We start from the raw sequence: 15,472 nt of genomic DNA on the forward strand, positions 1-15,472 counted from the left end.
ATTAAAGTTGTGTCCCCATCTTCGTTTGTATATAAATAGGTACCGTCTGTATTGTCTACTAAGGTAGAAGTGGTTTCTAAATCCTGAATATCGATTACTTGTGTATCGCCATTCGCATCTACATAGTAGAAGTTGTTACCATCGTAAGATACATTCCCTTCTGCTTTGGTCGTCAAATATTCGTTTAAGATGTTTTGAACACTGCTATCGTTGATAATCGTTTGAAACTCATTTACTACATCTGCAGGAACATCGATTAAAGTTGTGTCCCCATCTTCGTTTGTATATAAATAAGTACCGTCGTTGTTAGACACCATAGTTGAAACCAACTGAATATCTTTTAACGGTATAGTTACAGTGTTACCGTCACTATCTGTGATAATAAAATCGGTACCATCTTCAGTTATACTAACATTCGTTGTGTTAATATCACTTATATCAGTATAACTTGCAACCCTATTCCAACTACCATTATACCAATAATAATAGCCTGGGGTCACATCATTCTGCGTACTCACGTTGTACACTAAAAGACTTTCTACGTTACCATTTACAATAGTAACTTGATCTGTCAAATCGGTTAATGCCACCTGCGGTATCAATATACCTCTATCAGATGACACTATTTCCAACTGGGAAGATTCATTTGGAGAACTCGTACCTATTCCAACTTGTGAAAAAGCAGAGTACCCTATCAGAATAAAAAAAACTAGTAATATTCTTCTCATTATATAATTTATTAGAAGTTTAAATATTTATTAATTTTCAAATTAGTTTATACACTTTTTGATTTAGACACAGTAGAAGAACTAAAAGTCACTACATATCATATAAAAAAACAAAATTAACATATTACACCTCAACAAAATCTAATATTTATCAGTACTAACCAATAATTGTTAAATTATAACTTACTTTAACACACATAACCTACATTTTAACATAATTTACCGCGAATAAAGTTTTATTAATAAAAAGCATTTATCAAAGAAAAAAGAGGGCTACCTCAAAGATAGCCCTCTTTTCTTATGTTAACATATTAATAACTTTTACCGCTTCAGTGTAAAATTCTTTTTAAAGGTTTTTACGCTTGTGGTTTCATCTGGATTGATTTGTAAGTACTCTACACTAAACCAGTAATCATTCGACGGCATCGGTTTTCCATTATAGGTTCCGTCCCAACCTTCACTCATAGGACTCAGTTGTTTTAATAACTTACCATACCTATCAAAGATATAAATCTTAGCTTGAGGCTGATCTTGTAAGCCTATAATATTCCAACGGTCATTATATCCATCTTCGTTTGGCGTAAAGAATTTTGGGTAATCGATAAATGATATCGCCTGTACCGTTACTCCACATCCATTTTTGTCTCTACCATAAACAATGTGTTCTCCTGCTGATAAGCCATCAAAAGCTATACTTGTTAACTCTCCTAAACTCATCCATGGCCCGTTGTCTATTCTAAATTCATAGTCGCCTGCGCCTTGAATGTTATAAACTTCGGCACTATGGGTTTCATCGAAAGCTAAACTTAATGGACGTACACTAAACTCTGGCGGGTTGCTCTGAATAAGCGTTGCCATGCTTGAGCTTACACAATTACTCGCTACATGTGTTACTGTTACTTCATAAGTTCCTGCTTGCGTTGCGGCTAAACTTGCGGTGTTTCCACCCACAGGTTGACCGTCTAACGTCCAACTAAATGTATAGGTACCGTCTTCTGGAAGAAGCGTTTCTAAGGTAATCGGATCATAATCGCCACCTTCTACTGGTGTGTTCTGATTTAAATCTACACAAATCACCATACCGTCATACATACTTATATCAACCACTGGACGTGGATTTACATGAATTGTTATCTCCACAACTGCTGCTGATTCACATAATGTATTGGTGTTGATAACTTCCGCAATAAGCGTTTGTGGGTTATCATAAGTGGTATAATTATTTGGTGTGTCTATTGCTTCTCCATTTTCATAGGCTATTTGGTCGGCATAATAAACTACCTGAGTATCCGCTGGTGCTCCTGGGTTTACCGTAGCGTCGTATTGGGTTAAATCTAAACTAACTGTCGACCCTCCTTGTTCATCTGAACAATAATACTCCTCGATACTTGTAGCTGCTATTCCTGGGCGCGGCTCTACCGTGATTTCAATTACACCTATTTCACCTAAGCATCCGCTACTAGTATAAACTACTCGTACATATAAGGTGTCTCCATCGCTAACCATCGTACCGTTACTTATTGCGTTTACTCCTGAATCTGCCTCGGCTGATGTCCAGTGATAAGTAAGGGTATAGTCTGACAAGTCAATGCTTTGACCTTGATTGGTAGCTGGGTCTTCATCTAATAATGTGATAATATTAGTTGGGTCACTATCAGCTACACGGTATAGGTTATACGCAATATCATCGGTATTGATTTGCGCCTGACCTGTAGTTCCTGTTTCACACAATACATAACCAAAAGGATCGCCTAGTGGGTTTAGTACTGGTGCTGGGATTACACGGATAGGGAAACTTACCAATACATAGCATGGGTTGTTAGCCGCTCCACTTACTACACGTACCCATATTACTTGTTCGTTGGTTGGGTTTCCAAATTCATCTAATCGGTTATAAGCTAACTCATTCGTATAAGCTGAAGGAGTGGCAATATACTCTACTACGCTTGTGTCTCCTTCTTCGGCAGCGGTTTGAGTTTTCCAATAGCTCATCTCTACATTTTCTCCACCTGCAATTTGTAGTCCGCTTGTGGTTAAATCAAATGGAGTTGATGCTATTCCATCGTTATCATCATCACATTGTTCTTGTGCCAAGGTCTCAAAGTCTTCTTCCGATGGACTTGGTAAAGCCAACACTTCTAAAGTCATCGTGATTAATCGGCTACATCCTTCTTGGGTACTTGTGTTTTCTACTTCTATATACACCGTTTGTGGTTGTGTCTCGTTGGTATAATCACGTGGGTCACTAATCGCTGTTCCGTTTTGGTAATCGGTAAGATTAGCATAATAGGTAAAGCTATAGTTCGCTGGCGCTGGCATTCCTGGAACGCCTGCCATTTCGCCTTCTTTTTGTGTTAAATCAAACGAAACATTAGCCATAGGTACATTGTCATAATCGTCATCACAAACACGTAATGGACTTGGACTTGTTACCACAGGTAATTCTTCTACATAGATAAAGAAACTGTGTTCTTCTACATCATAGCATCCAGTGGTTTCATTTTCTATATGAACCCAAATCTCTTGTGGGGTATATGGTGCTGTATTTGTGTAATACATTGGTACTGCAATCGCATTATCTCCCGTAGCAGCATCGGCTGCGTTTTCATGGTAAGTAATTGTTACAGAATCTGCATTTTGATTTCCTAAGATATTCACATGATTCTCGGTTAAATCAAATACGGCATAACCTGGAAGTAAGTTTTCATCTTCACATTGATATAAATCTTCTAAAGCAACTACTTCTGGTGAGGCTACCGTAACTAATGTCAGGGTTCGGGTTACATAACATCCGGTTCCGTCTGTTCCGTTTGGCCCAACATTTTCTGCACGTACATGCAATACTTGGGTATTTCCTACAGAGGTCTGATAAGGAGCACTGGTATCGATTGGACTTGTGCCGCTTTCTGCATCAGCTGCAGTTAAGTGGAAGCTGATGGCTACATTAGGCTCTCCATTTAAAATATCAGGAATTAAATCAGCTAGTGGAAATTCTTCTACTCCATCATTATCGGCATCACAAACTTCAACAGGAGCTAACGGGTCTGCTATACTTGGGTTTGGTGTAACCGTTAGGGTTAAAGTAGTTAATTGTTCACATCCGCTAGGGCTTACTACTTTTACTGGAATCGTAACTGGATTCATTCCTGCTGGGTTTTCATAAGCCATATCGTTTACGATTGGGCTGTCTGACATTGGGTCGGCTCCTGGTTCATAATAGTATACCGCCAAACTGTTATCGCCACCTGTAATGGCAGGAGTTCGCTCGGTTAAGTCGAATAAACCTATTTCATCATCAATAGCTTGGGCGCTTGAATCACAGGCGCTAAGCATACTTGGGTGATTGATGCTTGGGGCTTCGTTTACAATTAAATCAAAACTCAATATGCGTTCACAACCCGTAGTTGTATATGAAATACGCATCCATATAGTTGTTGGGCTATTGGCAGTGGTTACTTGGTAATTGCCTAGGTTGTTATTCCCTATAGCATTTTGAGGTACCAAAGCATCTGCTTCACTTTCGTGGTAGGTAATGGTAAAATCTGATGGATTGGCACTTCCTAATATTGCGGTTTCATTTGCTGTTAAATCAAAACGTGCACTTCCTATATTATCTACATCACAGGCATACATATCCGTAGCGGCTGAAAAATCTACTTCTGGTAAGCCAGTTACTTCTAACATAAAGCTTACCACACGGTGACATCCCGTAACATCGTTGGTTGCTCTTGCAAAAATCTCTTGGGTAAAGGCTACTGTATTTTGATAAAGTGGCCCTACTTGATTTTGCGCTAAACCTGCTTCGGCATCTATCGCTGTGGTATAATATGTAATGCTAATTCCTGGTTCTCCGTTTGCGATAAAATCACTTTGAGTACTTAAATCAAATTCTACAAAACCATCGTTATCGTCATCACAAACCACATAGTTTGGAATGCTTGCCTCTGGAGATGGTAACGGATTTACCGTTAGGGTTAAGGTGGTGCTTACCGCACAAGCATTCTCATCGGTAACCAATGCTGTTACAGTTTGGTGACCTGGAATATTATTTTGGAAATTACTTGGATCTTGAATAAGTGTTGCGTTATTCAGTTGAGTTGGATCATCTGTATTGTACCAAGTGAAATTCCAGCTTGTGTTTCCTCCACTTATTTCTGACTCTTTACTGGTCAAATCAAATAATGCTATCTCATCGGTATCACTTCCTCCTGCCATATCATCACAAACTTCTAATGGAGTCGCTTGAATTGGCACTGGTAATGGGTTTACCGTATATTGGAAACTTGTGATTCCAAAACACCCGTGCTGGTTGGTAACACGCACCCAAATCTCTGCTGTTTGGTAATTTCCTGCTGGGGTGATTTCTGGAGTCCCTGCTGTTGCGGTTGACGAGTCAGCATGGAACGTCACCGTATGTGTGGTAGGGTCTAATCCGCTTAACACCTCATTTGCTACTTGCATAAAGTCTACATAAGCAAAGCCATCGCTATCATCATCACAGCCGCTTACATCTGTTGGCGCTGTTATAATAGGTGCTGGACTATTATATACTATTAAAGGTAAGTCTCTATAACTTTCACAACCATTTTGCGTATCTACTATTCGTAAATATAAAGTCTGGTTGTACGCATTTACATTGGTATAATTTGTAGGTAATGCATTTACATTATTTTGCGCATCCGATGGTGTTGGGTGAACACTTACTGCTATTGTTGTATTCCCTCCTTGTATTTGTCCTTTTGCTCCTGCTAAGTTAAAACTTACAAAACCATCATTATCATCATCACACTTTTCTAAGGCTACCGGCTCATTAAAAGCCGCAGATGCCGTTGCTGAAATTTCATAACTAGTTACCACAAAACAATCAGGATAACTGTTATGTTTTACAACTACCCATATTTGTTCTGGATTAGTTGCATTGGTATAAGCCGTTTCATCTAAAGTAGCATCGTTATTAATCGAAGCGGTTATATCTCCTGTCTGAGCCAGAGCAGAATCTGCTTCCTGGAAATAATAAACACTATATGTTGTTGGGCTTTGTCCGTTTAAAGCTTCTGCATCGCTATCTGTTAAATCAAATACAGCAAAACCGCTACCTCCTCCATCACATTCTGATTTATCTGTAATTGTACCTACAGAAACAGTATCTACTATTAAATTAAAACTAGCTGAAGATACACAACCATTCACTCCTTCTACTTCTACATAAATAATTTGTCCTGTACTGCTATAGTTTAAAGCATCGGAATCTGAAATAAGCATTGTTAAGCCTGCATCTTCATAATAACTTACCGCTCCTGTACCTATTAATCCTGTCTCGTTCGCCAAAATATCAGATTCTCTATCTGTTAAGTTAAAGAACACACCTCCTCCTGCTGCGTCACAACTTGCCAATGCAGGAATATTTGTTGGAAGGTTAGGAGATTCCCCTACTTCTATATCTATAGAAACCACATTAAAACATGATTGTGGAGTATTATCTGTAACCCTAGCATAAATGGTAGTCATTCCAACTGGTGCTGAATACGAATTTGGCAATGCAGGCGTACCGCTATTAGCTGCGTTCATATCTGCATGGTAACTTACACTAACTCCTGAAGCTCCTCCTGTAATAGCAGAATCAAAAGAAGATAATATAAACGTTTCGCTTCCCGAGTTATCATTATCACATGAAAACTGTGTAGGAATTGTATTAACCACAGGACGTGGCGCTACATTTAACTGTACCGACTCTACAACACTACAGCCTGTAGAAGTGCTTTCTTCTATACGCGCAAATAGTGTTTCTGCATTTTGGGTACTATTTTGATATGCATTATACGGTTGCGGAACTTCATCTGTAGCTGTTTGGCTATCTGCTCCTGCTTGTGAATAATAATAGGTAACCCCTAAATTAAGATTCCCTCCTGTTATTTGATTAGTAATCTGTGTTAAATCAAATGTAGCAATTCCTTGCGTTGCTCCTTCACACTCCGTAACTGGTAGAGGCGCATTATAGACAACCTCATCAATTGTTAATGTAAACTCCGTAACAGCATGACAACCATCTTCGTTCATTACTCTTACATATACGGTTTCTGTTCCTACACTAGGATAAGCTGTATAATTTGTAATTTGTTGTGAAACATCTTGTGTATCGGCAGCAGTATGACTTGTATAAAACTCTGTAGTATAACTATCTGCATTTAAACCTGCAAAAATGGCTGTATAACTATCTTCTAAATTAAAGTCTGAAGCAACCCCTGCAGATCCACATTCGGTAAGTCCTGCTACTGTTGCTGGAATTTGAGGATAATCTCCCACTAAAATCTCAAGAGGAACCACATCATAGCAGTCATCTATAGAAGAAATCCCTAAAGCTGCATAATCATATTCTAAACGAATATATATCGTTTCAGAAGAAGTAACAGTATAATTTGTTACCTGTGTACCTGTTATCTGTGATGTCCCCGAACCTGCGTGAGCATCATTTTCATCTGTATAATAAGTAATTTTATAATCAGAGGCTGGTAAACCATCTAGAACATCCACTTCAGAGTTTCTTAAATTAATTGGTTGTGGCCCACCTGCAACAGAACAAAAACTAATAGGAGCAGGACATCCTGACGTAGGACACATCTTTATACCAGAGCTAAGTGCCGTAACAACAATCTCATCAAAACCAGATCCTTGACCACAAGGAATCTCAAATGAAACTTCTAGCTCAAAAGTGAATTCACCGTATAAATCACCCGTAATATCTGAAGCATTTACTGTAAAACAAATCTGCCCTCCAGTACCTGTGAAATTCAAAATTTTTCCTACCTCTTGACCATTCTGATTATATATATATAAGGTAATATCTCCAAGCTCTGGAGCACTATCAACTACCACAGGATTTACATAGGTACCGCAAACTTGAAGCGGAAACTGTGGGTTTAAAATAGCTAACTCTGGCTCACACGCAGGGTTTTCTGTAGGAGGCTGAACTAAAGAACAATCTGCATATCCATCTCCATTATCAGCTACAGGTTCCAATGTAGCATATCCAAAAGTAGAATCTTGAGGAGAACCTAACTCTGGCCCCACATATAAATTATCTATATAACCATACCCATAATGCCCAGATGCTCCACAATCTGCTATAGAAACTTCCAAAACAGCCTTCTTTCCTTGAATGGCTGCTGTATTCATTTTTACACTAGACCACTCTGAATAAAGAACCGTTTGACTAGGGTCTTGATCGTTAGGTCCGTTTTGCTCTGACACATCAAAAAATACACACCCCTCTGGATCTGAAACAATACAACGCTCCTGCACCAAATTTCCAAATTCATCAAAAACCCTAACATTCATAAAAGGCTGATCTGTTGAATGCCCTGTTGGATTTTCAAGAACTAGCGCAAAATCAAAAGCTAAAACATCTCCAGCAATAAACTCACTCCTCATCTTAGCCACATAACCTCCAACACTTGTATCGTTTAAACGCAGTGAATATCTTGAACAATTATCTGTATAAGGGTTAGATGTTGGTAATATAATTCCATACTGTGATAAATGGCTATCAAAAGGCTCTGTATTCATATCTACCAGGTTAGCTCCTGTCCAACCATTTACAGGCCCTAATGTTATAGGTGTTGTATTTGTAATAGAGCTCATATCACAATGCTTAAGACCAACATTCGCATCATAAAAAAACTCAAAATCTGATAAAGACACTGTATCTTTCTCGAAACCTGCATTTTTAGTACAAGAACACTCTCTCTCTACTACTGTTATTGCCAATAATCCACTTTCACAACCAAATTCTCCTTGGCTAACATAATAGGTTGTCCCATCTACCAATTCTGTAAAAGAAGGCAACACTATTGTCCCGGCGGCATCACTATACCATGTTAAATTTTCACCACATACAATTAAGTCTGCCAAAGTATCGCCATCTTTTCCTGTATAACCAGCATTTATCCAAGTAGTTTCCGAACAAAACTCTTGTACCGAAGCACCTTCTGGAAGTGGCATAGTATATTCTACATAAACAGGAATTAATGTAGAACATCCTGCTATATCTAAATCTACATAATAAGTATCACCAGGATTAATTGTTGTTGTATCTGGAACTGCGTTTAAAGCAGAAGTATCAGCATACCAAGTAATGGTAGGGTAATTACTTAAAATTGTTAAATCATTTTCTATATCTGTTATTGTTTTTACATCGTTTTTACAGTAATCATTATACGTAAAACCTCCTGTAACTATAGTTATATTTTCTGTTGTTGGCCCGCAACTTGGGTCTCCTATAGTAAACTCTGCTGCATAAGTATAGACTGCATTTGCAGCCATACCCTCTATTGGGTTAGGGTTTAAACTTGGATTGTTATGCGGGTTTCCGTTAAGATACACAGGTGAAGGAACAGCAAATGGAATATCTTTAAGTGCTCCTAACTGAAATTGCTGCATATATAAAAAATCTTCAGGTACCCAATTTACACTTTGTGGGTTTCCACTTTGATCTTCTATAGAAATGGTAACTTCATCTGTGGGATTGATAAAATAAATCCCGTTATCTGGGTCCGAACATATTGTAGGACTCAAACTTATCACTGGGTCACACTGCCCATAACTTTGAATAAGTGATAGTGCGAAAAGTGCAACGAGTAGTAGGTATCTTTTCATAGTTCTCTTAAATAATTTAACATTACATTCTATACCTATAACAACTAAAGCTTAAAAACTCCTACTATAGTATAGAAACAAAATTTAAAAATTTGTTAAAAATAACCTTTTTTAGCAGATATCCCAATAATCCTTTTGCATTTTTTTAAGCTTAAGTGTTTCTTTAAATAAGAATATAGCACAACACAAGTAGCTTAGGTTTTAAATAATTCTATTTCTGCATGTTAAAAAAACACTTCTCTTTTTTTTGCTTAAATTAACTTAAAATTATCATCTCATTAAAATATAAAAAGCCAATGGAAATTTCTCCATTGGCTTTTATCAGCTAAACTTTAAATTATACTTAACTTGTTAACAAACTCTTTTATTGAGAATTATTTTTAAGCTATTTTATACAAGTTTATTCTTGTTCTACAATTTTAAATACCGATCTACGGTTTTCTCCGTGTTGTTCTTCGGTACAATTAGCACCACAGTTTATTTTAGGGTCGGCTTCTCCTACGCCTTTTCCGCTAATACGATCGGCAGAAATACCTTTAGAAACAATATATGCTACGGTACTTTTTGCTCTTCGCTCTGATAACTTCTGGTTGTAAGTTGCCGAACCTCTACTATCGGTATGGCTTTCTGCAAGAATTACCATTTCTGGATGTTTCTTCATTACTCCTACCAATTTATCTAATTCTAATGCTGCTTGTGGTAAAATATCTGCTTTATCAAAATCGAAATAAATAGGATTAAGTACAACCTCTTCTTCTGTAATGATTGGAGCAATTGGCGTAAGTTCTATGGTAACATTTACCTCACCTTCTTGTCCTGCGGCTACTGCTGCAGTATTTGGGTGATAACCTTGAGCTTCTGCTCTTAAGCTATATGGGTCTGCTGCTAATAAATCCATAAATCCAACCGTTCCTTGTGCTGCCGTTAGTTTATGTGCTAATTGCTTTCCGTTTTCATCAAAATGGAATACCTGAGCTTGTTTTATAATCGCTCCTGTTTCTGCATCGATTACTTTTACAAATAAATCGATTTCTGCTGGAGGAATTATTTCTGCTACTTCATAAATATTATCGTTTGCAACAATTGCTTGTAATTCGCCTCGGTTAGAGCTTACGTATCCTTTTTTAGTTTCAGGATTAAAGGTAAATGCAAAATCGTCAGCATTGCTATTTATAGGCATTCCGATATTTTTTACTTGTCCTTTTTTATTAACAGAAAAAACATCTAATCCACCTAAGCCTAAATGACCATCTGAGCTAAAATAAAGTGTTCCTTCTTTATCTATAAAAGGGAAGTTTTCTTTTCCTTCGGTATTAATGGCAGCTCCTAAATTTTGAGGTTCTCCAAAGTTACCTTCTTCATCTATACTTACTTTGTATAAATCGGCTCCTCCAAATCCGCCTGGCATATCGCTAGAAAAGTACAATGTTTTACCATCTGGACTTAATGCAGGATGCGCTACGGTATATTGAGAATCGTTAAACGGTAAGCTTTTAACTGCATCCCATTTTCCGTTTACTTTAGTAGCTTTATAAATTTTCAACCTCCCGATACCTGCTTCATCAGCTTCGTATTTACCATCGGTATAATCATTTCTACTAAAATACATGGTTTCCCCATCTTCTGTAATCGCTACAGTTCCTTCGTTGTACTTGGTATTAATAGCTCCTTCTACAGGTTTAGGGTCTCCAAATACATCGCCATCTTTAGTTACTTTGTAAACGTCTAGCGTTGGTTGATCGTTCCACCCATAAGTTCTTCTCGACTTGTTTCTTGCTGAAACAAAATACAAATCTTCGCCATGTTCTAAGCCTCCAAAGTCTATATAGCTACTGTTTATTCCTAATTGCTCAACTTCAAAACGATGTGGTTGTGCTTCTAAAGCTGCCAAATAGTTTTGGTTTTTTAAGAATTTCTTAGCTCTGCTATCGTTTGGTTGTGCTTGAGCAAACTTTTTAAGGTATAGCTTTGCGTTGGTATAATCTTTAGTTACCAATAAAGTTTGTGCATAACTATAATACATTTCTGCAGATACTTCTTCTGCTGCATCCATGTATAAATTATAATATTTTGCTGCCTGAGCCATGTTAAAAACCTTATGATAAGCTATTGCTAATTGCTTATACACATAAGCATCTGCTTTTCCTTTTTTAACTAGTTTTTCGTAATCTTCAATAGCTTCTACATATTCAAGACGATCAAAATGCTTATCCGCTCTTTTTGTTGCCGAGGTTTGTGCATTTATTTGCAAGCTTAACATTAAAGCTACGGCAGGTATATAATATCGTGTAATTTTCATTATTCTTTAAGCTTTTAAGTGATTAGAAATAACGTGGTGATAAATAAGTTTTCTTATTAAAGATGATATCAAACAAAACGAAAGCTTCGTAAGACGGATCTTTGATATCTGAAACAGTATGGTCGTATGCAAAACCTACCTGAATCCAATCGGTAGCTCTTACGCTTACTAAACCACTTACTGCATCGTCAAAACGATAAGAAGCACCTATCTCAAAACGGTCATAGAATAAAAAGTTTGCATTCACATCGAATGACAATGGCGAATCAAAACTTCCTTTTACCAAGGTAGAAGGCTTAAACTTTGTGTTTTGAGATAAATCAAACACGTATCCTGCTGTGGCAAAAAAGTGTGTTTCTTCATTCCCATATTCTATTCCATTATAATCTAAATGCACTGTTTTTAACATGTTTGGCACCGATAATCCTACGTAATACTTATTGGTATAATACAAGAATCCTGCTCCGAAATTTGCATAGGTATTATTAATATCCTCTGAGAAGGCATCGTCTCCGTTTTGTTGAAGTTTACCATCAAAGTCAGAAAACAATCCTACATCATGAAAAGTAGCTCCTGCTTTTACCCCAAAAGCTAACTTATGCTCTCCTCCTAAACCTATGGTATAAGAGAAATCTGCATAAACATTGGTTTCTTTTACAGGTCCTATTTGGTCGGAAATTGCCGATAAACCTAAACCTGTTTTCTCTCCTATAGGAGAATGTGCGGAAAAGGTAAATGTTTCGGGAGCTCCTGTAAATCCTGACCATTGTTTACGGTAAAGCAAACCAACTTCCATGTGTTCTTTCGACCCTGCATAAGCTGGATTTACCACCTGCATATTATACATGTACTGTGTATATTGAGGATCTTGCTGTGCATTTGTTTTTGCTACTGTAATCAGTAGAAAAAATGCTAAAAATATATATAGTCTTTTCATTAGTTTATATTTTTAAGGTAATTTATGCCTGCCCAAGCGAGTGAGCAGGCTATAAAAATTACTATTTAGATTTACGATTAATATATATCCAGTTCTTCACTACTTTTCCAAACATCGGATCCTCAGCCTTCAACTCTAATACGTAGAAGTAAGTACCTGTTGGTAGTTCGTTCCCATCATTATCTACTCCATTCCATTCGTTACGGTAATTTGTTTTATCGTACACTAATCGTCCATAACGGTTAAAGATTTGGATTTTCTCTATTCCTGTTCTATCGGCAAGAAATGCAAGATCTAATTCATCGTTAATTCCTGGTGAAGTATCTGGAGAGATTCCTTGAGTAATTAAACAGTTTTCGTTTGCATAGTAATCTACCATGATGCTATCTGTACCTACACAGTCGGCTCCTGGCTCATTTACCTCTACCGTATATTCTCCTGCTCCTGTAACCAGAATTGTCTGAGTATTTCCTTGGATTCTAGCTCCATCTCTATACCATTTGTACTCTAACACTTCTGCATTTGCAATATTTTCTATAGCAGCAGTTAATTGTACCTCTTCATTTTTACACGTAAGGATATCTGCACCTAAATCTACAACAGGTAAAGTTTCTAAAAATACAGAAACCACATCTACAAATGTACATCCGTTATAAGTAACCTCTACGGTATAATTTCCTGATTCTGTAATATTGATATCTTTAGTGGTTTCTCCTGTACTCCATTTATAAGTAAGCTGAGACATATCTATTCCTGGAGTACTATTATCGGTGATTTTAGGAGAAAGTGTTGTGTTTACTTCTGTATCACAAATATCTATGGTATTCCCTAAATCTACATCAAAATCTATTTGAGTTACATTTACAGTTTGTGTTACCGAACACTCAAAATTTTTCACGGTAACTTCATAAGTACCTGGTGTATTTACCTGAAGATAACTTCCTGTATTTGGTATACGATTACCGTTCTTTTTCCACACATAAGAAACATCCATTAATTCCGATATATTATTCGGTGTAGCTACAATAGCTTGAGTATCTCCTGAACCACATAATGTAATATCAGTTAATGTTAAATCTGGAGCAACCCCTAAAAGTAAGTCGATTTCTACAACATAATAACAATCGCTACCTGTTGCTCCTGCCGGATTCCAATCTATACGAGCATACACTTTATCTACGCTTGAAGTTGGCATATAACTACTCTCTGAGGTTATTTGATTAGTTTCTGTAATGGCATCATCTTTTGTTGGATAGTACGTGACCATCAAATCATTTTGAGCCCATCTTCCGTATATCTGAGGTGTAGCCACTGTTAAATCAAACTCCCCAAAACTACTTGAAGATGTTTCACAAGCTAAAATTGTAGAAGAACAGCCCGACTCTGGACAAATATCTACCAAACTTCTATCATCAATTGGTACTGTTTGTGGTGCTCCACAATTTAAGCCAAATTCTACATAAGCTTCAAAACTAAATTCTCCGTAAGGAGATACATTTACATCGGTAGCATCAACTGTAAAACAAAAAGTTTCTGAATTTGCATCTATTACAGGATTCGTTACAGTTCCTACAACCGTATTATTCTGAATAATATCTAAGCGTAAATCGTTCATTACAGCAGGATCTCCCGAACTGAATGGTGTTACATAACTACCACAAACTTCTACTGGGAAAGGCAAAGCATTTACTAAACCTGTAGCAGAACAACTTGAAGCCGAAGCCTGCTCTTGAGAGACTATACAACTAGTTGCTCCTGTACCTATAGTTTCTAAAGACTCTATTGCCACATATCCAAAAGAAGGATCATTACAGTCAGAATCTACTTCATCTCCAGCATATAAATCATCAATATACATATATCCATAATGCCCACTTAAAGTACAATCACCAACCGTAATTTCTACTCTTGCTTTTCTACCTATCAAACCTAAAGTATTAAATTTAACACAAGACCACTCACTATATAATAAATCAGAAGTTTCTTGATAAAAAATACAATCGTCTTGTTGCGACACCATACAACGCGTAGCATATAGATTTCCAAATTCGTCGTAAAGTCTTACTTGTACAAAAGGCTGCTCTTCATAAGTGTGCCCATCTGGATTCTCTAAAATCATAGCAAAATTAAAAGAAAACACTTCTCCTGCCACAAACTCTTTAACCACATGGGTTACATCATCTGAACCTGAAGTGCTACTATCATTTAAACGTAAACCAAATTTAGATAATGAATTACTCGGATTGGCAGTCATTAAAATTGTATTTGAAATTTGACCATCAGCAGCCTTTGGTAAAATCATGGCTTCATTCCCACCTGCTTGATAAATACTCATCCCAGCTGTTGTTGCTCCACAAGTTTTATGAAAAGAACGGTAAGAACCACTATAAAAAGTGTAATCGTCATAATTAACATCCCCTTCTTGTGTTTCAAAAGTAGGATTCTCTATACACCCACATTCTTTGTCTGTAAGTACAACCACTAAAGGATCACTTTCACAACCTCCTGCTGGCGTTTGAGTAACGTAATAGGTATCGCCATCTGATGGTTCTTCATTAGCTGGGTCTACAACTTGATTTGTTAAGGCTGCATCGGTGTACCATGTTAAATTTTGACCATAAACTTGTAAATCTGTTAAAACATCTCCTTGTGTTACCGAAAAGCCTGCATTATTCCAACTAGTTTGGGAACAAAAAAATTGCCCAGCCTCTCCTGTTGGTGGAGGTGTTGCACATTGTGCAAAACCAGCAAAAGAAAGACCTAACAAAGCGAATAAAAGAAATAAGCCTTTTAGCTTTGTTTTGGCAGTTGTTAGTATTCTTTTTTTCATAATGTGAAATTTAGTATTAAAAGAGC

General features: G+C 37.1%; 4 protein-coding genes and 1 pseudogene. All 5 read right to left on the bottom strand.

What is annotated here, in order from left to right; all coding sequences use genetic code 11:
- A pseudogene (locus GGR32_RS10005) lies at positions 1-728 on the bottom strand (hypothetical protein); the annotation flags it as partial.
- A 321-nt stretch (positions 729-1,049) separates the two neighbouring features.
- The gene (locus tag GGR32_RS10010) at positions 1,050-9,380 is read right to left on the bottom strand and encodes a T9SS type B sorting domain-containing protein (RefSeq protein WP_183478068.1); all 8,331 of its coding nucleotides are present in this window, start codon (positions 9,378-9,380) and stop codon (positions 1,050-1,052) included.
- 400 nt (positions 9,381-9,780) lie between these two features.
- The gene (locus GGR32_RS10015) at positions 9,781-11,679 is read right to left on the bottom strand and encodes an OmpA family protein (protein WP_183478069.1); all 1,899 of its coding nucleotides are present in this window, start codon (positions 11,677-11,679) and stop codon (positions 9,781-9,783) included.
- A 22-nt stretch (positions 11,680-11,701) separates the two neighbouring features.
- Complete coding sequence (locus GGR32_RS10020) at positions 11,702-12,616, bottom strand: PorP/SprF family type IX secretion system membrane protein (RefSeq protein ID WP_183478070.1); 915 nt, start codon at positions 12,614-12,616, stop codon at positions 11,702-11,704.
- Positions 12,617-12,677: 61 nt separating this feature from the next.
- Positions 12,678-15,446 carry a T9SS type B sorting domain-containing protein gene (locus tag GGR32_RS10025; protein ID WP_183478071.1) on the bottom strand — a complete coding sequence of 923 codons (2,769 nt, stop codon included), beginning with the start codon at positions 15,444-15,446 and terminating at the stop codon, positions 12,678-12,680.
- Positions 15,447-15,472: the final 26 nt, after the last annotated feature.

This window comes from Mesonia hippocampi (assembly GCF_014197445.1).
Taxonomy (GTDB): domain Bacteria; phylum Bacteroidota; class Bacteroidia; order Flavobacteriales; family Flavobacteriaceae; genus Mesonia; species Mesonia hippocampi.